This is a genomic window from Roseateles asaccharophilus (assembly GCF_004362405.1).
Classification (GTDB): Bacteria; Pseudomonadota; Gammaproteobacteria; order Burkholderiales; family Burkholderiaceae_C; genus Kinneretia; species Kinneretia asaccharophila.
The window spans coordinates 161908-182060 of sequence record NZ_SNXE01000007.1 but is presented as its reverse complement, the minus strand read 5'-3'; the positions used below and the strand labels follow the sequence as shown (position 1 = coordinate 182060).

The window sequence follows — 20153 nt, the reverse complement described above, 5'->3', positions numbered from 1 at the left end:
CCTCCAGCCAGTGGGAGCCCAGGGCTCCCGACATGCTTATATTAGCACTCTACCGAAGAGAGTGCTAAGTGCGGACACACAGGCTCGCGGCGACGTGATGTGACTGCCCGCCGCGTTGGTGTTTACTAACGCTCTAGCCCGCATGAAGCCTGGCGCTCGGGCCAAGAGCAGCCAGGGCTGCGGGCTTGGGGCCCGGTATGGACTCAGTCGACCAGACCGAAATCAGGGCTGGCCACCATGCGCTCGATATCGAGCAGGATGAGCATGCGGTCGCCGATGCGGCCCAGCCCGGTGATGTGCCGGGCATCGATGGCGGCGCCCATCTCGGGCGGCGGCTTGATGGTGTCGGTGCCCAGTTCCAGCACATCGGACACCGAGTCCACCACAACGCCGATCACGCGGCCCAGCACGTTCAGGATGATCACCACGGTGAAGCCGTTGTACTCCGCGGCTTGACCCAGGCGCAGACGAAGGTCCACGATGGGCACGATCACCCCCCGCAGATTGACCACGCCCTTCACAAAGGGCGGCGCATTCGCGATCCGGGTCGGACTCTCGTAGGAGCGGATTTCCTGAACCTTCAGGATGTCGATGCCGTATTCCTCGGCGCCAACGCGGAAGGTCAGGCATTGCCTCACCGTGTCGGTGGCTGCGGTGGTGACCAGGGCGGTCGAGGGTGCTGGGGCGAGTTCGGTGGAGCTCATGATGGTCGGGAGGGCTTGAGTGCCTATTGTGCATGGCTTGGACGCGAGCCTGCAGTGGTTTAGGCCAGCAGCTGGTCCAGCAGCTTCAACAGTTCACGGACGTCCAGGGGTTTGCTCAGGTAATGCCGGATGCCGGCGGCCCGGCTGCGTTCAATCTGCTCGGGCAAGGCATTGGCCGAGACGGCCACCACGGGCAGCGTGGCGCACGCCGCATGCTTGCGCAGCCGGGCCAGCAGGGCCAGCCCATCGGTGTCGGGCAGCTGCATGTCCAGCAGCAGTAAATCCGGGGGCGCGTCCAGCGCTGCGGCCAGCCCGCTGGCACCGTCCTCGCAGACCTGCAGCGAGAACTGGGGCCGCTGGGCGAAGATGCCGCGCATGACTTCGATATTGGCCGCGTTGTCCTCGATATAGAGCACGCGCCGGCTCGGCACGGCTGCTGGCGACGCGCTGTCCAGGGCGGGCGCCGCGGGTAGGGGGCTGGCTGGCGTCGCCAGGGGGAAGCGCAGGGTGAAGGTCGAGCCACGGCCCTCGCTGGAACTCACCGTGAGCCGCCCGCCCATGAGCTCCATCAGCCTTTGGCAGATGACCAGGCCAATGCCCGTGCCCTCCGTGCCACTGTGCTCCCGGCCCAGCCGGTTGAAGGGCTGGAACAGGGCGGCGAGCTGGGCCGGGTTCAGACCCAGCCCGGTATCGGTCACACTCAGCTCCACATAGGCTTCATCGGCTCGCCGCGAGCTCAGCTGCACCCGTCCGCCCTGAACGTTGTACTTGATGGCATTGCTGAGCAAGTTGGTCAGCACTTGGCGAATGCGGGTCGCATCACCCAGGGCATAGCCCGCTTGCGGGTCCAGCTGCTTCTCGATGCTGATCTGCCCGGCGGCGGCTTGCTTCTCCACCAGGGCCAGGGCATCGTCCAGCAGGGCCGGCAGGTTCTGCGCCTGCAGCTCCAGGCGCAGGGCGCCCGACTCGATGCGGGACAGGTCGAGGATGTCGTCAATCATGTGCAGCAGATGCCATCCCGCCTGCTGCACTTGGGCGGTCCAGCCGCGCTGGCGCTCCGACAGAGGGTGCTCGCGGTCCAGATCCATCAGCTGGGTGAAACCCAGCATGGCATTGAGCGGTGTGCGCAGCTCGTGACTCATGCGCGAGAGAAACTCGTTTTTGGCCCGATTGGCCGCCTCCGCTGCCTCGCGAGCCTGTTCCAGCGCCCGCATGCGCAGCTGATCGCTGATGTCCTCCACCACACCGACCAGGCGGCCTGGCTGGCCTTGCGCATCGCGCAGCAGGCTGACCCGGGTCCGCACGTGCAGGGTGTCTCCGGCACGGGTGATGTAGCGCGTCTCGCATCGATACATCTCGCTGCGACCGGCGATCAGCTCACCCGCCAGACGCATATCCTCCTCTTGATCATCGGGGTGGGTGAATGTGAGCGTGCGCATGGCCCGCAGTTCCTTGGCGCTGTATCCCAGCAGACGACAGAAATGGGGATTTACCTCCTGGGGATGTCCTTCCAGATCGGTGAAGAAGATGCCGATCGGCGCCTGCTCGAAGATGGAGCGCAGCCTCTGCTCGCTGGCGCTGAGGGCTGCTGCTGCGGCCTCGCGCTGCGCCACCTCGTGTTCCAGCGCCGTGGTGCGCTGTGCCACCAGGGCCTCCACCCGGCGGGCGCGCCCGGTCACCGTCAGCAACAGAGCGCCCAGCAAGGCGGTGCTCACCAGGCCAACGCTGGCGAAGGCCCAGCTCCCATACCCGGTGCGGCCGCCCAGTCCCTGGGGGGCGTACACCAGAAACTCCCAGTGTCGGTCCGCAAAGCGCAGGGGCCGCCGGTGCTGCTCGCTGCCCTGCGGCGGCCGCTCGCATCCCGTGGGTCCGGCAAGGCGGACCTGGGCCGCGCCCGGTTCTCGATCGATCAGGCACAACTCCAGAGCCTCGGGCATGGTCTTGGCGATGCGCTGCAGCATCAGGTCCGGACGCAGTGTGGCAAAGACGACGCCGCGGGCCTGAGCGGGCGTTCCGGTGGCCGCGCCCTGCGGATAGAGCGCCTGGTAGGCCACCACACCAATGGCCGTTGCACTGTCCTGGGACAGCTGGAAGCCGGCGGTTACGGCGGGCCGGCCGCTCTCAAGCGCACGTTCAAGCGCCGCGCGTGCGGCCGGGATGGAGCGGATGTTCACGCCCAGGGCGGGCGCATTCCGCGACAGGGGCTCGATCAGCCGGATGGCCACCATATCCTCGTCCGCTGGCGGCGCCAGATCGCCCTGGCGGCGGCGGTCATGGACCCGATAGTCGGGCAGGCCGTCCAGGCGAGCGCTCTTTTCCAGGGCCTGCAGCGCATCACGCGGTACCCGCTGGGCCCAGCCCAGGGCGCGCAGATCGCCATCGGCTCGAAGTAGCGCCGCGGTGCCGCGCTCGAAATCCTGGCGTGACAGGCCCGGCGCCACCAGCAGCAGCCCCCGGGTCGCCTCCAGGGCGCCCAGCGGTTCGCGCAAGGCGTGCTCCATGGCCGTGCCAGCCGTGCTGGCCTCACGCTCGAACAGGTCCAGCTCCCGGCGCTCGTCCCACTGCACCAGCTGGTAGGTGCCCAGTCCCATCAGCAGGGTTGTGAACAATATGGGGAGGGCGACGTTGCGGCGACGTCCGACCCATGCCTCACGAGGATGCGCCAGCAGACACAGAGTCAGCGGCGCGCCAATCAGCACGCCCATGGTGTCGCCCACCCACCACGCCGCCCAGTTGCTGAGCCAGCGCTCGGGGGGAATCTCTCCCAGGGCCAGCAGGGATGCCGACCCCACGCTGGAACTCACCAGGCAGGCCAGGGCGGCGCCCAGAAGGTAGAAGCGTCCCAGCTCGCGTGGCTCGGTCAGCGCCGGTGCGGCGGCGACAAAGCGTTTGACCAGATAGGCGCCCGCCACGGCTTGCAAGGCGGCACCCAATGCCAGGACCAGGGGCAGCAGGCCGGCTTGCCGCCCCGCCGACCAGGCCAGCCAGAGGTTGACCAGCACCGAGCCCAGCCACACACCCGCTGCCATGCGGTAGCCCAGCACCAGCACCGCAGCCAGCGCCAGCCCCGCCGAGGGGTAGATCGGGGCGGCGTAGTTGGGAGGGAGGCGCAGCTGAGTCGCCAGCAAGCCCAGTCCGGCGTAGACCAGGGCCAGCGCCAGGGCTTGCAGGGGCCAGCTACGAAGCAGGGGGTACGGCTGTGGCATGGCGGGATGAATCGCTGAAGCCCATCCTAGCCCAGAGACGCCATGCCCATGTAAGGGGGCATGACCGCGCGGGACCTGCATGCCCCGAGCGGGGGCTTGCAGTAGGATGCGCCAGCCCCACCGACCCCGAGGGATTCCGCATGCCCCTGCTGAGCGATCTTCTGCACGCCCTGTTCCTGGTGCCGCTCACCCTGCTGCCCATCATGAACCCCTTCAGCAGCGCCCCGGTGTTCAGCATGACGGCCGGGACCGACCCCTTGGTCAATCGGCAGTTGGCCCGACAGGTGGCCATCAACTGCTGGTTTGTCATCGTCGGCTCCATGCTTGTGGGCACCTATGTGCTGGATTTGTTTGGCATTTCCCTGCCCATAGTGCGCATAGGCGGCGGCCTTCTGGTCGCCAGCTCCGGCTGGCGCATGCTCAGTCGTAGCGATGACGACTCGGTGCAGGAGGCGGTGCGGCGCTCCCAGTCCGGCGGCCTGTCGCAGAGCGAGCTGGTGCGCCGCAGCTTCTTTCCCATCACCTTTCCCCTGACCACCGGGCCGGGCACCATCGCGGCGGCCATCGCCATCGGCGCCGGTCTGCCCCGCACGCCGGCGCTCTACCTGGCTGGTGCGGGCGTGGCGATGCTGGGTGCCACGCTGACCGTGGGTCTGATCTATCTGCTTTACCGCAACTCGGTGGTACTGATGGCCAAGCTGGGCGAGGTGGGCACCCTGGTGTTGACGCGTCTCATGGCCTTTTTGCTGCTGTGCATCGGCCTGCAGATCATGTGGACGGGCTGGGCCCAGCTGAACGGGCTCCAGCCCTGAGGCGCAGCTCTGGCACCCGGCCGTCGCGCCGCAGCTGAGCGTTGCGCGTTTGGCACAGGGCAGGCCGACTTGTCGCCGAAGCGCTGGGTCCTGGTTCCGCATGCGACGGCATATGCCTAGACTGGGTCAACGGCCACGGCGATGCTGAGGCCGCCCGGACATCATCCCCAGAACCGAAGGAGATCGTCGTGAGCGCCCTTGCCGAACAGTTTTTCACCAAGAACCACAAGGCCCTGCCCACCATGCCCGAGGTGGCCAGTCGTTTGCTGAAGAGCTTTGACGACGAGAACATCAGCCTGGCTGCCATCGCCGAGCTGGTGGGCAAGGACTCCACGCTGGCCGCCAAGGTGCTGCGGCTCGCCAACTCGGCGCACTACAGCCCCTCCCACAATGTGGCGACCCTGGAGGACGCGGCCCATGCCCTGGGCATGGACAAGCTGCGCAACCTTTCGCTGGCGGCCTGCATCTCCGGGGCGTTCCCCTTGGTGTCAGGTCTGGATCGGGCCCTGTTCTGGCGCCACGGCATCATGACCGCCGGCTATGCCCGTGTGCTCTCGCGGGTGTTGCAACTGGATGCGGACACCGCCTATCTGGCCGGCCTGATGCTGCGCACGGGGCAGTTGCTGATGGCCATGAGCGAGCCGGCCCTGGTGGCCGATGTGGAGGCTCATGCCGCCGAGCCGGGCAGCCGCTTCTCGCTGGAGATGTATCGCTTCGGCTGCACCCATGCCGATGTGACGGCCGTGCTGGCCCAGCGCTGGCACTTCCCGGACAAGATGGTCGAGGCCTTCAAAGATGCCAACACGCCGCTGGAGATCAAGCCCTTCTCACTGATGGCCGCGGTGCTGCACCTGGCCGAGGTCTTGGCCGATGCTGCCGAGCACCATGACGATCCGGTACAGGCCATGCAAGTCGCCGTGCCTGAGCTGCTGGCGCATCTGCACCTGGATCTGGACTTCTTGCGCAGCAAGATCGAGGCGGCCGGCGATCTGGGCGCCGATGTGGACAGCCTCTTGCATTGAACCGGTGGCAAGGGCCGACGCTGCCGGCCCTTGCACGCAGGTTTAGACGTTGAACAGGAAGTTCAGCACGTCGCCGTCCTTGACGACGTAGTCCTTGCCTTCGGCACGCATCTTGCCGGCTTCCTTGGCCCCGGCCTCGCCCTTGTACTGGATGAAATCCTCGAAGGCGATGGTCTGGGCGCGGATGAAGCCGCGCTCGAAGTCGGTGTGGATCACGCCGGCCGCCTGGGGCGCGGTGTCACCGATATGGATGGTCCAGGCGCGCACTTCCTTCACGCCGGCAGTGAAGTAGGTCTGCAGACCCAGCAGGCTGAAGCCGGCGCGGATCAGGCGGTTCAGGCCCGGCTCGTCCTGGCCCATCTCGGCCAGGAACATGGCGCGGTCTTCATCGCTCATCTCGGCCAGCTCGGCCTCGGTCTTGGCGCAGATGGCCACCACCGGGCCCTTCTGGGCCGCGGCGTATTCCTTGAGGCGGTCCAGGAAGGGGTTGTTCTCGAAACCGTCCTCGGCCACATTGCCCACGAACATGGCCGGCTTGGCCGTGATCAGGCACAGGGGCTTGAGCAGGACCAGCTCTTCCTTGCTGAAGTCGATGGAGCGCACCGGCTTGGCCTCGTTCAGTGCCGCCTGGCACTTCTCCAACACCTTGACCAGGGCTTGCGCCTCCTTGTCACCGGCGCGGGCCACCTTGTTGTAGCGCACCAGGCTCTTGTCCACGGTGCCCAGGTCGGCCAGGCAGAGCTCGGTCTGGATGACCTCGATGTCCGAGATCGGGTCGACCTTGCCGTTCACATGGATCACATTCGGATCCTCGAAGCAGCGCACCACATTGACGATGGCGTCGGTCTCGCGGATGTGGGAGAGGAACTGGTTGCCCAGGCCTTCGCCCTTGGAGGCGCCCGCCACCAGGCCGGCGATGTCCACGAACTCCACGATGGCCGGCACGATGCGCTCGGGCTTGACCACCTCGGCCAGCTGCTGCAGGCGCGGGTCTGGCAGCTCCACCACGCCCACATTGGGCTCGATGGTGCAGAAGGGATAGTTCTCGGCGGCGATGCCGGCCTTGGTCAGGGCGTTGAAGAGAGTGGACTTGCCGACATTGGGCAGGCCCACGATGCCGCATTTGAGGCTCATGGGGGACTTTCGCTGGGGGCCGGATGTAAAACGGGGATTTTAGCGGCCTGCCTACAATGCCCCCCATGCAAGAGCGAGAAGTGTTCGATGTGCTGGTGCGCGGCGATGGCTGTGTGGGCCGCGCCCTGGCCCTGGCCCTCTCGGCCCAGGGCCTGCGCGTGGCCCTGCTCGGCCGCGAACAGCCGGCCCGCAGCGAAGACCTGCGCACCTATGCCCTGAACGCCAGCTCGGTGGCCCTGCTGCGCGAGCTGCGGGTCTGGGAGACCCTGCCGCGCGAGGCCTGGAGCCCCGTCTACGAGATGCAGATCCACGGCGACCAGGCCGCTGGCCGCCTGGCCTTCTCCGCCTGGCAGCAGGGCGTGGGCGAGCTGGCCCATATTGTGGACGCCGCGACCCTGGAACAGCAGCTTGGCGCCGCCCTGAGCTTCGCGCCCCATGTGCGACGGGTCAGCGCGCCGGTGCCGGCGGCGCTGACGGCCCTGTGCGAGGGCAAGGAATCCGAGGCCCGCGAGGCCCTGGGTGTGCGTTTTGAGCGACATGGCTATGGCCAGCAGGCGATTGCCGCCCGCCTGGTGGTGGAGCAGCCGCATCAGGGGGGGGCCCGCCAGTGGTTCCGCGCTCCCGATGTGCTGGCCCTGCTGCCCTTCGAGCGGCCGCAGGCCGAGTGCTCCTACGGCCTGGTCTGGTCCCTGCCCAGCGAGCGCGCCCAGGAACTGCTGGCCGCCGGCCCGGCGGAATTCGAATCGGCCCTGCTGCAAGCCACCGAGGGCGCCGTGGGACCGCTGCGCCTGGCCAGCGGCCGGGCCGCCTGGCCGCTGAGTCTGGGTCGGGCCGATCGCGTCAGCGGTCCCGGCTGGGCCCTGCTGGGCGACGCGGCCCATGTGGTCCATCCCCTGGCCGGTCAGGGGCTGAATCTGGGCCTGGCCGATGTGGCCGCCCTGGCCCAGGTGCTGCGCGAGCGCGAGGCCTGGCGCCCCCTGGGCGACGAGCGCCTGCTGCGCCGCTATGAGCGTGCGCGCCTGGCACCCACCCTGGCCATGGGTGAGCTCACCGACGGTCTGCTGCGCCTGTTTGCGAGCGAGACTCCGGGTCTGCGCGAGCTGCGCAACCGTGGCATGGGCCTGCTGAACCAACTCCCGCCCCTGAAGCGCTGGCTGACGGCGCGGGCCCTGGGCGCCTGAGGCGGCCCGTCCCCTACGTTCTCCTCTCCCGACCGAGCACCCGATATGAAGCTTCTGACCTACACGGCCCTGGCCCTGAGCCTTCTGGCCGCTGCACCGCTGGCCTTGGCCAGCGAGGCCCAGATCCGCAAGAACATCGCCGAGCGCATGCCCAACTGGCCCAAGCTCGACGAGGTGCGCCAGTCGGCCATGCCGGGTCTGTGGGAGATCCGCGCCGGCAATGAGATCCGCTACACCGATGCCAGCGGCAGCTTTCTGATCGAGGGCGAGCTGATCGACCTGAAGGGGCGGCGCAATCTCACCGAGGAGCGTCTGGCCAAGCTCAACCAGATCGATTTCTCCGCGCTGCCGCTCAAGGATGCCCTGGTCTGGAAGAACGGCAAGGGCACGCGTCGCATCGCCGTCTTCGCCGACCCGAACTGCGGCTATTGCAAGCGTTTCGAGCGCAGCCTGCAGGAGCTCAAGGACATCACGGTCTACACCTTCCTGATTCCCATCCTGGGCGGTGATTCGGCCGAGAAGTCGCGCAATATCTGGTGCGCCAAGGATTCGCAGGCCACCTGGCTGGCCTGGATGCTGGACAACAAGCTGCCGCCCAAGGCGGCCGCGAGTTGCGACGATGCCGCCGTGGAGCGCAATCTGGCGCTGGCGCGCAAGCATATGGTCAATGGCACGCCGGCCGTGATCTTCGAGGATGGCAGCCGCGTGCCGGGCGCCATCAGCGCCGAGCAGCTGGAGCGTCGCCTGGCGGCGCTGAAGGCGGCCTCCGGTTCCTGAGGCCACGGCCCGCTCCCCCTTTATCACTTATCGCAAGCCTCACGCCATGCCCTCCGCCGCCCTGGCCGCCGAGTCCGGCCGCCCCTTACCCCTGAATCCGGTGGCCTTGCGCCTGGGCTATGCCGGGCTGATTCCCTTTGTGCTGGGGGCCTTGCTGATCTGGTTGCTGGCCGGCTACAGCCTGGAGGCCCATGCCTTCGTGGCCCTGGGCCTGTCGGCCTATGCCGCCCTGATCCTGAGTTTTCTGGGCGGCATCCACTGGGGATTGGCCATGCGCCAGCAGATTCCCTCGCCCATGCCCTTTGTCTGGGGCGTGGTGCCCTCCCTGCTGGCCTGGGTGGCGGTGGTGATGCCGGCTTATGCCGGTCTGGTGCTGCATGGCCTGATGCTGGTGATCTGCTATCTGGTGGACCGGCGCCTGTACCCCGGCCTGGGGGCCTCGGCGTGGTTGACCCTGCGCTTTCGCCTCAGCGCCGTGGCCGCGCTGTGCTGCTTCCTGGGGGCTGCGGGTAGCTGACGATGATCGTCTATCGCGTCGAGATTGCCGATGCCCACGCGCATCTGTTCCAGGTCACCCTCACGATTCCCGCGCCGTCCGATCGGCTGACCCTGAGCCTGCCGGTCTGGATTCCCGGCAGTTATCTGGTGCGCGAGTTCGCCCGCCATCTGCAGGGCTTGAGCGCGCGCCAGGGACAGCGTGAGCTGGGGCTGCGTCAGCTGCGCAAGAATGCCTGGCAGGTGGACTGCCAGGGCCGGGCGGCCCTGGTGCTGAGCTACCAGGTCTATGCCTTCGACTCGTCCGTGCGCGCGGCCTTTCTGGACGCACAGCGCGGCTTCTTCAACCCCAGCAGCCTGTGTCTGCGGGTCCAGGGGCGCGAGCAGGAACCCCATGCCATCGAGCTGGGCCCCTTGCCCGCGGGTTGGCAGGTGGCCACGGCCATGGCCGTCGAGCAGGGGCGTTATCAGGCGGCCGACTACGACGAGCTGCTGGATCATCCCTTTGAGCTGGGCCGCTTCTGGCGCGGCGAGTTCGTGGCCGGCGGCGTGCCCCATGAGCTGGTGGTGGCGGGCGCTCTGCCGGTGTTCGATGCCGACCGTCTGCTGGCCGACACCCAGCGCCTGTGCGAGGCCCAGATCGCTTTCTGGCATGGGCGACGCGGTTCGGGCGTGGCGTCTTGCGGCAAGCCGCCCTTCGAACGCTATGTCTTCCTGCTCAACGCGGTGGACGAGGGCTATGGCGGCCTGGAGCATCGGGCTAGCACCGCCCTGATCGCGTCACGCCGGGACCTGCCCGTGCTCGGGCAGCCGGACCTCAGCGACGGCTATGTGCGCCTGCTGGGACTCGTCAGCCATGAGTACTTCCACACCTGGAACGTCAAGCGTCTGCGCCCGGCCGAGTTCGAGCGCTACGACTACGAGCAGGAGAACTACACGGAGCTGCTCTGGTTCTTTGAGGGCTTCACCTCCTACTACGACGATCTCTTCCTGCTGCGTACCGGCCTGATCGACGAGGCCCGCTACCTCAAGCTGATGAGCGGCACGCTCAATGCCGTGCTGGCCGCACCCGGGCGGCGCCAGCAGAGCCTGGCCCAGGCCAGCTTCGATGCCTGGGTGCGCTACTACCGCCCCGACGAGAACACGCCCAACAGCACGGTGAGCTACTACGCCAAGGGCGCCCTGCTGGCCTGGGCGCTGGATCTGAGCCTGCGCAGCAGTGAGGCACAGGCCAGCAGCCTGGACGACTTGATGCGCCTGCTCTGGCAGCGCAGCGCTGGCGGCCCGGTGAGTGAGGCGCAGATTCTGGAAGCCGCGGCCGAGCTAGGAGGCCCGGCCCGTGCCGATGAGCTGCGTCACTGGGTCCATGGCACCGACGATCTGCCCCTGCCGGTGCTGCTGGAGCGCCTGGGCCTACGCTGGGGGAGCGACAAGATCTGCCTGGCCCGCCGTCTGGGACTGCGCCTGGACAAGGGCGGCGAGGGTCTGGGCATCAAGCAGGTCTTGCAGGGCTCCGCGGCTCAGCGTGCCGGTCTGGCCGCGGGCGATGAAATCCTGGCCTGCAATGGCTGGCGCCTGCGCAAGCTGGAGGAGGCCCTGCTGACCCTGCGCCCCGAGGCGCCTCAGCGCCTGGCCCTGCTGCTGGCGCGGGACCAGCGCCTCCTGGAGCTGGCGCTTGACCTTCCCCTGGAGGGGCAGGCGGAGGCCCCGGTGCGCCTGAGCCCGGCCGACAAACCCTCGGCGCGGGCGCTGAGCCTGCGTCGTGCATGGCTGAGCGGCTGAACCCCTCGGCGAGCCGCGGTCCCTGGCCTCGCAGAACCGGACTGGCGCTCCTGGTGGCGGCGCTGGTCCTGGCCCTGCATGCGGGCCTGGGTCAGCTCTTGTGGCATCTGGAGACGGGTGGAGATCGCCACCGCTTCCCTGAGCGGCTGGCTGTGGTCTTCTTGCAGGAGTTGCGTCCCCAGGCGGTGGTCTCGGTGCCCGATGCTGCTCGCGCAGGGCAGTCCAGACGGCCGGAGCCCGAGCCGGCCATCACGGTGCCGGGGCCAGCCCTGGCGGCCAGCGAGGCGCCGGTGGCGGCGCCGGCCGAGCCGGCGGCATCGGTGGCCGACGCGGCGGCAAGCCCGGAGCGCCGCGGCAGCGCTGCGTCCGAGCCCTTGGCCGAGCCCCTGCCTGAAGCGGCCCAGGTGGCATCGGCGTCGGCATCGGCATCGGCGTCGGCGCTGGCCAGCGCCGCGGAGTCGTCCACCGAGCCCGGGCCGGAATGGCCGCTGTCCACCCAGCTGCGCTATCGCCTGAGCGGCAACTACCGTGGCGAGGTCACGGGCGAAGCCGAGGTGCAGTGGCTGCGGCAGGGCGCGCGCTATCAGGTGCATCTGGAGGTCCTGGTCGGGGCCCGCTTTGCGCCCCTGATCCAGCGCCGCATGAGCAGCGATGGCCTCTTGGGCGCGGCCGGCATCAGCCCCCATCGCTACGAGGAAGACACCCGCATGCTGATGCGCGAGCGTCGCCGTGTGGCGCTCCGCTTTGATCGCCAAGCCCGGCAGCTGTACCTGGCCGATGGCAGCCCGCAGCCCCTGCCCGAGGGCGTGCAGGACGCGGCCAGCCAGTTCGTGCAACTGACCTGGCTGTTCCTGACCGGGCGCGAGCGCCTAGCGCCCGGGCACATCGTGTCCATGCCCTTGGCCCTGCCGCGCCGGCTCTACGCCTGGCGCTACGAGGTGCTGGGCGAGGATCTGCTGGACACGCCCATGGGGCCGGTGCCGGCCTGGCATCTGCGGCCGCTGCTCGACCGGGAGCTCCGTCCCCAGGACCTCAAGGCCGAGGTCTGGCTGGCCCCCAGCCTGCAGTACCTGCCGCTGCGCCTGCGCATTGCCCAGGACGAACAGACCTATCTTGACCTGATGCTCAAGGCGCCGCCGCTGCAGGCGGCACAATGAGCGCCGAATTTCCACAGCAAGACATCACGAGGAGACCCCATGAGCTATGAGTGCATCCTGACCGAGCTGCGTGGCAGCGGTGAGCGCAAGACCGGCCTGATCACCCTGAACCGGCCCAAGCAGCTCAATGCCCTGAACGATCAGCTGATGGACGAGCTGGGCCAGGCCCTGCTGGCCTTTGATGCCGATGACGGTGTCGGCTGCATCGTGCTGACCGGCTCCGAGCGCGCCTTCGCCGCCGGGGCCGACATCCCGACCATGGCGCCTCACGACTTCATGAGCGCCTTCAAGACCGGCCTGATCTCCAAGAACTGGGAAACCATTCTGCAGGTGCGCAAGCCGGTGATTGCCGCGGTGGGCGGCTTCGCCCTGGGCGGCGGCTGCGAACTGGCCATGATGTGCGACTTCATCATCGCCGCCGACAGTGCCAAGTTCGGCCAGCCCGAGATCAAGCTGGGCATCATCCCCGGTGCCGGCGGCACTCAGCGCCTGCCGCGCGCCGTGGGCAAGAGCAAGGCCATGGACCTGCTGCTCACCGCACGCATGATGGACGCGGCCGAGGCCGAGAGCGCCGGTCTGGTCGCACGCGTGGTGCCGGCCGACAAGCTGCTGGACGAGGCCCTGGCCGCGGCCGAGACCATCAACGGCTTCAGCGCGCCCTCGGTGGCCCTGATCAAGGAGTTGGTGCATCAGGCCTTCCAGGGGCCGCTGAGCGATGGGGTGAAGATCGAACGTCGTTACTTCCATGCCCTGTTCGGTACGGCGGATCAGCGCGAAGGCATGGATGCCTTCATGAACAAGCGCAAGCCCGAGTTCAAGCATCGCTGAAACGCCTGAGCGACGGCGCAGCTTGATGTGAGTCAAGCCGCGCCCCAGGGCCGGCCGCTATGGTCGCGGGTTCGCTGAGCCCGCCATGAGTCCGTCCATCCCTTTCATCGCCCGCCTGGGGCGCCGCTCCCGCCAATGGCTGGGCTTGCTCGTCCTGCTGGGTCTGGCCTGGGCTGGGGCCATCTGGTGGCTGCAGTTCGAGCGGGATGCGCTGCAAAGGCACGAGGGCGAGAAGCTGGAGGGCCTGGTCAAGTCCCTGGAGGGCGTGGTGGCCCAGCAGCTCATCGGCATCAACACCGCCCTGCTGACCATCGACGGGCAGCGCGCCCAGCGCAGCGGGGATGCCTTGGCGCAGCTGCAGCCCCTGCTGCACACGCTGGCAGAGGCCATGCCCGGGGTGCATGCCCTGAGCATCATGGATGAGCAGGGACGCGTGCAGGCCAGCTCCGCGAGCGCCCTGCCCAGCCTGGTAGAGGTCCTGCGCCCGGGCTATGAGCTGGCCCGCGCCCAGCGCCCGCAGGCCGGCCGGCTCCATATCGCTGCGCCGCAGATCAGGCCCGACGGCGGGGAGCAGACGCTGACACTGACCCTGGGCCTGCGTGACGCCCAGGGACGCTGGCAGGGGGCGGTGAGCGCCCTGCTTGCCCCCAGCTATTTCGATGCGGTGCTGCGCACCGCGCAGCCCTCGGCCGAAACCTGGAGCGCCCTGGTGCATGAGCAAGGGCGCCTGTTTGCCCTGCTGCCCGAGCAGCCCCGCTGGCTGGGCGAGGACTTCAGCGCGCGCCAGGACAGTGTGCTGTATCGCCATTTGCTGGAAGGGCGCGATGTCAGCTTGCAGCGCATGCGCGCCGTGGTCAGCGGCGATCTGCGACTCATGTCGGTGCGCAGTGTGCGGCCCGCGGGCCTGGACCCGCGTCCCTCCCTGGTGGTGGCCGTGGGGCGGTCTGTGCACGCGCTGGAGGCGCCCTGGCGACGCCAGCGCGCCGCGGTGCTGGCCGTGGGCCTGTCCATCAGCCTGCTCTCGGTGCTGGCCCTGATGCTGTGGCAACGTCGCCAGCGCCTGATCTTCGATCTGCAGCAGCGCCAGAAGCAGCAGGAGCAGGAGGCGGCGGAGTGGGTGTCTCTGGCGCTGGAGGGCGGCGCCCTGGGCGTGTGGGACTGGGATGTGGCCAGTGGTTCGGCGCGCTTTGACGCCCGCTATTGCGCCATGCTGGGTGAGTCGACCCTGGAGTCCACGGTACGGAGCTGGCACGAGCGCCTGCATCCGGACGATGCCCCCCTGGTGCAGACCCATTTGCAGCTGAGCCTGGAGGGCGAGTCGGACCAGTACGAGGCGCAGTTCCGCATGCGTCATCGCGACGGGCATTGGATCTGGGTGCTCAGCCGGGGGCGGGTGATGGCGCGTGATGCCCAGGGCCGCGTGCTGCGACTGGTGGGCACGCATCTGGACATCACGGAGCTGCGCGCGGGTCAGGACCGGCTGCACAGCCAGGCCCTCTACACCCAGGCCGTGCTGGAAAACATGGTGGATGGTGTGATCACCGTCGACGCGCAGGGACGTGTCGAATCCCTGAACCCTGCGGCCTGCGCCATGTTCGGCTATCAGGCGCATCAGGTGCTGGGGCGCAATGTCAGCATCTTGATGCCTGAGCACGACGCTCGCCAGCATGGCGGCTATATGTCCCGCTATCTGGCCGGCGGCGCCGCGCGCATCATTGGCAAGGGCCGGGATGTTGAGGGGCGGCGCGCCGACGGCAGCGTCTTCCCCATGAGTCTGGCGGTGTCACGCATCGAGCACGAGGGCCGCACCCGCTTCATCGGCCTGACCCGCGACATCACCGAGCGCAAGCGCGCCGAGGCCGAGATCGAGCGTCTGGCCTTTTACGACGCGCTGACGGGGCTGCCCAACCGTCGTCTGCTGCTGGATCGCCTGCGCCAGGCCCTGGCCGCCAGCCGGCGTAAGGCGCGGCGCGGCGCGGTGATGTTCATCGACATGGACAACTTCAAGTCCATCAACGACACCCTGGGCCATGGCATTGGCGACCGGCTGCTGCAGGACGTGGCGCGCCGCCTGCAGGCGGTGCTGCGCACCGACGACACGGTGGCCCGATGGGGCGGGGATGAGTTCGTGGTGCTGCTGCAGGACCTGGGGGTCCAGCAGCAGGACGCCGTGCTGCATGCCGAGGCGGCGGCCGAGAAGCTGCTGCGCGTGCTGGGCCAGCCCTACACCCTGGGCGGGCAGCAGCACCACAGCACGCCCAGCATCGGCATCGTGCTGTGGGGGGAGGAGGGTGGCGACTGCGAGGAGCTGCTCAAGCATGCCGACCACGCCATGTACCAGGCCAAGTCCGCCGGGCGCAATCGCCTGTGCTTCTTCGACCCGGCCACCCAGGCGGCCATGGCCGAGCGCGCCCTGCTGGAGGCCGAGCTTCGCCGCGCCGTCGATCTGCAGCAGCTGGAGCTGCACTGCCAGCCCCAGGTGGCCCGGGACGGCCGCCTGATGGGGGGCGAGCTGTTGATGCGCTGGCGGCACGCAGAGCGGGGCTTTATCTCCCCCGCCCAGTTCATCCCTTTGGCCGAGCAGACCGGCCTGATCGCGCCCCTGGGCGAATGGGCCTTGCAGCAATGCTGCGCCTGGCTCTCGCGCTGGACCGAGGATCCGGCGCTGGCCCCCTTGACCCTGGCCGTCAACCTCAGCGCCCTGCAGCTGCGCCAGAAGGGATTCCTGGGCCTGATGCAGCAGCAGCTGGCGCGCAGCGGCGTGCCGGCCGGGCGTCTCAAGATCGAGCTGACCGAGAGTGCCCTGCTGGAGGACACCGAGGCCGTCATCGGCCTGATGGCGCAGCTGCGCGCCCTGGGCCTGCAGTTCTCGCTGGACGACTTCGGCACCGGCTACTCCTCCCTGGCCTACCTCAAGCGTCTGCCCCTGACCCAGCTCAAGATCGACCAGAGCTTTGTGCGTGATTTGCTGGAGGAGCCCAATGCGCGTGCCATCGCCCGGGCCATCATCCAGATGGGCGACAGCCTGGGTCTGGAGGTGATCGCCGAGGGCGTGGAGACCCGCGCCCAGCGCGATCTGCTGGCCGAGCAGGGCTGCCATGCCTTCCAGGGCTGGTTCTATGGGCGCCCCATGCCCATCGCGGACTTTGAAGCGCTGGCGCGCACCTGGTCGGGCAAGGTTTGAGCGTTGTTCGCACTCTTGTTTGAATCCGCGCGGCTTGTCATGGATTCTTCTGATTCTTTGAATGGTCAATTCATGCTGGGCTAGTTTTTTACTTGGTGGTTAGTTTTTACAGTTGCGGCCATGGACACGGTGATTGCAGGGCACAGCGCCCGCAGCCGGTTCCGTCAACCGACTACCAAGGAGTACCCATCATGTTGAAGAAGCTGAGTGTTGTTGCCCTGTCCCTGATCGCCGCCAGCGCCGCCATGGCCCAGGGCCTGAGCCGGGAACAAGTCCAGGCCGAGCTGCAGCGTGCCCGCGCCGCCGGCGAGATCGCCCGCGTGGACAGCGAGAGCTACAGCCCGAGCGTGCGCAGCGTGGCCTCGACCAAGACCCGTGCCGAGGTCGTGGCCGAGTTGGAGCGCGCCCGCGCCAGCGGCGAGCTGGCCTTGCTGAACAGCAACAATCCCGACCTGGGCGAGCTGCAGGCCCTGCAGCGTGCTCGGGCGGTGTCGGCGGAGCGTCTCGCCGGTCAGCCCAAGAGCGCCCAGTAAGCGTGGTCGTCAAGCCGGCTCCATGGGGCCGGCCTGCGCCATGGGCACAAAAAAAGCGGCTCCGAGGAGCCGCTTTTGTCATGCGCCTGAGGTCGCTCAGCCTTCCCGACGCAGGGCGGGGAAGAGGATCACGTCGCGGATCGAAGGCGAGTCCGTGATCAGCATGATCAGGCGGTCGATGCCGATGCCGCAGCCGCCGGTGGGGGGCATGCCGTATTCCAGGGCGCGAATGAAGTCGGCGTCGTAATACATGGCCTCGTCGTCACCGGCTTCCTTGTTGGCCACCTGGGCCTGGAAGCGCGCGGCCTGGTCTTCGGCGTCATTCAGCTCGGAGAAGCCATTGGCGTACTCGCGGCCGGTGATGAAGAGCTCGAAGCGCTCGGTGATCTTGGGGTTGGTGTCGGAGGCGCGGGCCAGGGGCGAGACCTCTACGGGATAGTCGATGATGAAGGTGGGTTCCCAGAGCTTCTCTTCCACCGCGGCCTCGAACAGGCCGAACTGCAGCTCGGGCAGGGTCCAGTGCTTGGGCGCTTCCTCGCCCAGCTCCTTGAGCTTGGCACGCAGCAGCTCGGCGTCATCGGCCTGGGCCTCGCTGAGGCCGGCATGTGCCACCAGGGAGTCGCGCACCGAGAGGCGGGCAAAGGGCTTGTCCAGGGCCACGGGGCGGCCGGCATAGCTGATGGCGGCGCTGCCGGTGGCGGCGATGGCTGCGTGGCGCAGCACCTGCTCGGTGAAGTCCATCAGATCATGGTGCGTCCAGTAGGCCGCATAGAACTCCATCATCGTGAACTCGGGGTTGTGACGCACCGAGACGCCTTCGTTGCGGAAGTTCCGGTTGATCTCGAACACCCGCTCGAAGCCGCCCACGACCAGGCGCTTGAGGTAGAGCTCAGGCGCGATGCGCAGGAACATCTCCTGGTCCAGCGCATTGTGGTGGGTCACGAAGGGACGGGCATTGGCGCCACCCGGGATGGGGTGCAGCATGGGGGTCTCGACCTCCAGGAAGCCCTGGTCCACCATGAAGCTGCGGATGGAGGAGACGGCCTTGCTGCGCGCCACAAAGCGCTTGCGGGCGTCTTCGTCGGTGATGAGGTCCACATAGCGCTGGCGGTACTTCTGCTCCTGGTCGCTCATGCCGTGGAACTTGTCCGGCAGGGGGCGCAGGCTCTTGGTCAGCAGGCGCAGGGTGCTGACGCGCACCGACAGCTCGCCGGTCTTGGTCTTGAAGAGCGTGCCCTCGGCACCCACGATGTCGCCCAGGTCCAGGTGCTTGAAGCTCTCGTAGCTTTCCTCGCCCACGCCGTCCTTGGTGACGAAGAGCTGGATGCGGCCCGTGGCGTCCTGCAGGGTGCCGAAGGATGCCTTGCCCATCACACGCTTGAGCATCAGGCGACCGGCCACGCTGACCTGGACGCCCTGCGGCTCCAGCGTCTCGTTGTCCAGCTCGCCGTACTGCTGGGACAGGGGCAGGGCGCGGTGCTGGGGCTTGAAGTCGTTGGGGAAGGGCACCGCGGTCTTGGCGCGCAGGGCGGCCAGCTTCTCGCGGCGTTCCGTGATCAGCTGGTTCTCGTCCGCAGCGGCGGGGGCGTGGTGCGGCGTGGCGGGGGTGTGCTGGGTCATCATCAACTCGTTGAATTTGCTGCGATTTTAGCCGGGCCTCTTAGAATCCCGAGTTCCGCTCGAATCCGGCCTTCCATGCCCGTCTCGCTCCCCATCCTGGATCGCAAGATCCGCTTTGCCCTGGTCGGCTGCGGCCGCATTGCCCACAACCATTTCGCCGCCATCGCCAAGCATGGCGAGCGTGCCGAGCTGGTGGCGGTGTGCGACACCCAGCCCGAGGCCCTGGCCGCCGCCGTGGCCACCACCGGCGCGGCCGGCTTTGCCTCGCTGGACGCGCTGCTGGCCGGCAGCCAGCCCGATATCGTGGTGCTGGCCACGCCCTCGGGCCTGCACTCGCAGCAAGCCATACGCCTGGCCCAGGCCGGCGTGCATGTGCTGAGCGAAAAGCCCATGGCCACCAAGTTCGAGGAGGGCCAGGCCATGGTGCGGGCCTGCCGCGACGCCGGGGTCAAGCTCTTCGTGGTCAAGCAGAACCGCCTGAACGCCACGGTGCAGCTGGTCAAGAAAGCGATCGATGAGGGCCGCTTCGGCCGCATCTATATGAGCACGGTCAATGTGTTCTGGACCCGGCCGCAGAGCTATTACGACGCCGCCAAATGGCGCGGCCGCTGGGATCTGGACGGCGGTGCCTTCATGAACCAGGCCAGCCACTATGTGGACCTGCTGGACTGGCTGGTGGGGCCGGTGGACTCGGTCCACGCCTATACGGCCACCCTGGCCCGCGATATCGAGGCCGAGGACACCGGCGTGATGAGCGTGCGCCTGCGCCACGGCGGCCTGGCCTCCATCAACGTCACCATGCTCACCTGGCCGCAGAACCTGGAAGGCTCCATCACCATCCTGGGCGAGAAGGGCACGGTCAAGATCGGCGGCACTGCGGTCAACAAGATCGAGCACTGGGCCTTTGCCGAGCCGCATCCGGACGATGAGGCGGTCAAGAACGCCAGCTATGAGACCGGCAGCGTCTACGGCTTCGGCCACCCGCTCTACTACGACAACGTGATCCGCACCCTGCGTGGCGAGGCTCACGCCGAGGTGGATGGCTACGAGGGCCTGCGCTCGCTGGAGATCTTGATCGCCGCCTACCGCAGCGCGCGCGACGGCCAGCGCGTGGGCCTGCCCCTGGTCTTCTGAGCCCCGCCGCATGAGCTACTGGAAACACGAATCCGCCATCGTCGACGAAGGCGCCCAGCTGGGCGAGGGCACCAAGGTCTGGCATTTCGCCCATGTGAGCCCGGGCGCACGCATTGGCGCAGGCTGCTCGCTGGGGCAGGGCGTCTATGTGGGCAATGATGTGCTGATCGGCGACGGCTGCAAGGTGCAGAACAATGTCTCGATCTATGACGCCGTGACCCTGGAGGACGAGGTCTTCTGCGGCCCCAGCATGGTGTTCACCAATGTCTACAACCCGCGCGCGGCCGTGGTGCGCAAGCACGAGTACCGCCGCACCCTGGTGAAGAAGGGCGCGACCCTGGGCGCCAACTGCACCATCGTCTGCGGCAGCACCATCGGCGAGTACGCCTTCATCGGCGCCGGCGCCGTGGTGCAGAAGGATGTGGCGCCGCATGCCCTGATGGTGGGCGTGCCCGCGCGGCGCATCGGCTGGATGAGCCGCCACGGCGAGCGCCTGCAATTCGATGCCGCGGGCCTGGCGAGCTGCCCGGCCACCGGCGAACGCTACCGCCTGAACGGCGAGCATGTGGAGCTGATCTCTTGAG

At 68.1% G+C, this 20153-nt stretch carries 16 protein-coding genes; 12 read left to right on the top strand and 4 right to left on the bottom strand.

Annotated features, from left to right (window positions below):
• Nucleotides 1–203: 203 nt before the first annotated feature.
• A complete protein-coding gene (locus DFR39_RS15160) occupies nucleotides 204–704 on the bottom strand; it encodes a chemotaxis protein CheW (RefSeq protein ID WP_133604452.1) in 501 nt (166 codons plus the stop codon).
• Between the two features lie 59 nt (nucleotides 705–763).
• Nucleotides 764–3910 carry a CHASE domain-containing protein gene (locus DFR39_RS15155; RefSeq protein ID WP_162849544.1) on the bottom strand — a complete coding sequence of 1049 codons (3147 nt, stop codon included), beginning with the start codon at nucleotides 3908–3910 and terminating at the stop codon, nucleotides 764–766.
• Nucleotides 3911–4050: 140 nt separating this feature from the next.
• Between DFR39_RS15155 and DFR39_RS15150 the strand changes: the two genes are divergently transcribed.
• Together DFR39_RS15150 and DFR39_RS15145 are read left to right on the top strand one after the other, a co-directional pair.
• Nucleotides 4051–4722 carry a MarC family protein gene (locus tag DFR39_RS15150; protein ID WP_246030852.1) on the top strand — a complete coding sequence of 224 codons (672 nt, stop codon included), beginning with the start codon at nucleotides 4051–4053 and terminating at the stop codon, nucleotides 4720–4722.
• Between the two features lie 188 nt (nucleotides 4723–4910).
• Entirely contained in the window at nucleotides 4911–5744 is an 834-nt protein-coding gene (locus tag DFR39_RS15145; RefSeq protein ID WP_133604449.1) for an HDOD domain-containing protein, read from the top strand.
• Between the two features lie 42 nt (nucleotides 5745–5786).
• Here DFR39_RS15145 and ychF read toward each other — a convergent pair whose 3' ends face one another.
• Complete coding sequence (gene ychF / locus DFR39_RS15140; protein WP_133604447.1) at nucleotides 5787–6878, bottom strand: redox-regulated ATPase YchF; 1092 nt, start codon at nucleotides 6876–6878, stop codon at nucleotides 5787–5789.
• A gap of 65 nt (nucleotides 6879–6943) precedes the next feature.
• On the opposite strand from ychF, the gene DFR39_RS15135 reads away from it, so the two are divergent.
• The 8 genes from DFR39_RS15135 (at nucleotide 6944) to DFR39_RS15100 (ending at nucleotide 16815) form a co-directional block, all read left to right on the top strand.
• Nucleotides 6944–8059 (top strand): FAD-dependent monooxygenase, encoded by a 1116-nt coding sequence (locus DFR39_RS15135; RefSeq protein ID WP_133604446.1) that lies wholly within the window; start codon nucleotides 6944–6946, stop codon nucleotides 8057–8059.
• A 45-nt stretch (nucleotides 8060–8104) separates the two neighbouring features.
• The gene (locus DFR39_RS15130; RefSeq protein ID WP_133604445.1) at nucleotides 8105–8836 is read left to right on the top strand and encodes a DsbC family protein; all 732 of its coding nucleotides are present in this window, start codon (nucleotides 8105–8107) and stop codon (nucleotides 8834–8836) included.
• Between the two features lie 46 nt (nucleotides 8837–8882).
• Nucleotides 8883–9353 carry a DUF3429 domain-containing protein gene (locus DFR39_RS15125; RefSeq protein ID WP_133604443.1) on the top strand — a complete coding sequence of 157 codons (471 nt, stop codon included), beginning with the start codon at nucleotides 8883–8885 and terminating at the stop codon, nucleotides 9351–9353.
• A 2-nt stretch (nucleotides 9354–9355) separates the two neighbouring features.
• Nucleotides 9356–11113: a M61 family metallopeptidase gene (locus tag DFR39_RS15120; RefSeq protein ID WP_133604441.1), complete on the top strand. Its 1758-nt coding sequence runs from the start codon at nucleotides 9356–9358 to the stop codon at nucleotides 11111–11113.
• A gap of 53 nt (nucleotides 11114–11166) precedes the next feature.
• Nucleotides 11167–12270: a DUF3108 domain-containing protein gene (locus DFR39_RS15115; protein WP_162849543.1), complete on the top strand. Its 1104-nt coding sequence runs from the start codon at nucleotides 11167–11169 to the stop codon at nucleotides 12268–12270.
• Nucleotides 12271–12309: 39 nt separating this feature from the next.
• Nucleotides 12310–13098 (top strand): enoyl-CoA hydratase, encoded by a 789-nt coding sequence (locus DFR39_RS15110; protein ID WP_133604438.1) that lies wholly within the window; start codon nucleotides 12310–12312, stop codon nucleotides 13096–13098.
• 85 nt (nucleotides 13099–13183) lie between these two features.
• Nucleotides 13184–16282: a bifunctional diguanylate cyclase/phosphodiesterase gene (locus DFR39_RS15105; protein ID WP_133604436.1), complete on the top strand. Its 3099-nt coding sequence runs from the start codon at nucleotides 13184–13186 to the stop codon at nucleotides 16280–16282.
• A gap of 191 nt (nucleotides 16283–16473) precedes the next feature.
• Nucleotides 16474–16815, top strand: a complete 342-nt coding sequence (locus DFR39_RS15100) for a DUF4148 domain-containing protein (RefSeq protein WP_133604435.1) — start codon at nucleotides 16474–16476, stop codon at nucleotides 16813–16815.
• Nucleotides 16816–16911: 96 nt separating this feature from the next.
• Here the strand turns inward: DFR39_RS15100 and lysS are convergent, their stop codons facing one another.
• Nucleotides 16912–18438, bottom strand: a complete 1527-nt coding sequence (gene lysS, locus DFR39_RS15095) for a lysine--tRNA ligase (protein ID WP_211343880.1) — start codon at nucleotides 18436–18438, stop codon at nucleotides 16912–16914.
• Nucleotides 18439–18510: 72 nt separating this feature from the next.
• Between lysS and DFR39_RS15090 the strand changes: the two genes are divergently transcribed.
• On the top strand, nucleotides 18511–19569 hold the full coding sequence (locus DFR39_RS15090; protein WP_133604432.1) for a Gfo/Idh/MocA family protein: 1059 nt from the start codon (nucleotides 18511–18513) through the stop codon (nucleotides 19567–19569).
• 10 nt (nucleotides 19570–19579) lie between these two features.
• Entirely contained in the window at nucleotides 19580–20152 is a 573-nt protein-coding gene (locus DFR39_RS15085; RefSeq protein ID WP_133604430.1) for an acyltransferase, read from the top strand.
• Nucleotide 20153: the final 1 nt, after the last annotated feature.

What these genes read in the sequence shown, in the direction of transcription:
- lysS (WP_211343880.1), bottom strand. Translation starts at nt 18,438, where the DNA reads ATGATGACCCAGCACACCCCCGCCACGCCGCACCACGCCCCCGCCGCT.
- DFR39_RS15110 (WP_133604438.1), top strand. Translation starts at nt 12,310, where the DNA reads ATGAGCTATGAGTGCATCCTGACCGAGCTGCGTGGCAGCGGTGAGCGC.
- DFR39_RS15085 (WP_133604430.1), top strand. Translation starts at nt 19,580, where the DNA reads ATGAGCTACTGGAAACACGAATCCGCCATCGTCGACGAAGGCGCCCAG.
- DFR39_RS15100 (WP_133604435.1), top strand. Translation starts at nt 16,474, where the DNA reads ATGTTGAAGAAGCTGAGTGTTGTTGCCCTGTCCCTGATCGCCGCCAGC.
- DFR39_RS15090 (WP_133604432.1), top strand. Translation starts at nt 18,511, where the DNA reads ATGCCCGTCTCGCTCCCCATCCTGGATCGCAAGATCCGCTTTGCCCTG.
- DFR39_RS15135 (WP_133604446.1), top strand. Translation starts at nt 6,944, where the DNA reads ATGCAAGAGCGAGAAGTGTTCGATGTGCTGGTGCGCGGCGATGGCTGT.
- DFR39_RS15120 (WP_133604441.1), top strand. Translation starts at nt 9,356, where the DNA reads ATGATCGTCTATCGCGTCGAGATTGCCGATGCCCACGCGCATCTGTTC.
- ychF (WP_133604447.1), bottom strand. Translation starts at nt 6,878, where the DNA reads ATGAGCCTCAAATGCGGCATCGTGGGCCTGCCCAATGTCGGCAAGTCC.
- DFR39_RS15105 (WP_133604436.1), top strand. Translation starts at nt 13,184, where the DNA reads ATGAGTCCGTCCATCCCTTTCATCGCCCGCCTGGGGCGCCGCTCCCGC.
- DFR39_RS15160 (WP_133604452.1), bottom strand. Translation starts at nt 704, where the DNA reads ATGAGCTCCACCGAACTCGCCCCAGCACCCTCGACCGCCCTGGTCACC.
- DFR39_RS15150 (WP_246030852.1), top strand. Translation starts at nt 4,051, where the DNA reads ATGCCCCTGCTGAGCGATCTTCTGCACGCCCTGTTCCTGGTGCCGCTC.
- DFR39_RS15125 (WP_133604443.1), top strand. Translation starts at nt 8,883, where the DNA reads ATGCCCTCCGCCGCCCTGGCCGCCGAGTCCGGCCGCCCCTTACCCCTG.
- DFR39_RS15130 (WP_133604445.1), top strand. Translation starts at nt 8,105, where the DNA reads ATGAAGCTTCTGACCTACACGGCCCTGGCCCTGAGCCTTCTGGCCGCT.
- DFR39_RS15155 (WP_162849544.1), bottom strand. Translation starts at nt 3,910, where the DNA reads ATGCCACAGCCGTACCCCCTGCTTCGTAGCTGGCCCCTGCAAGCCCTG.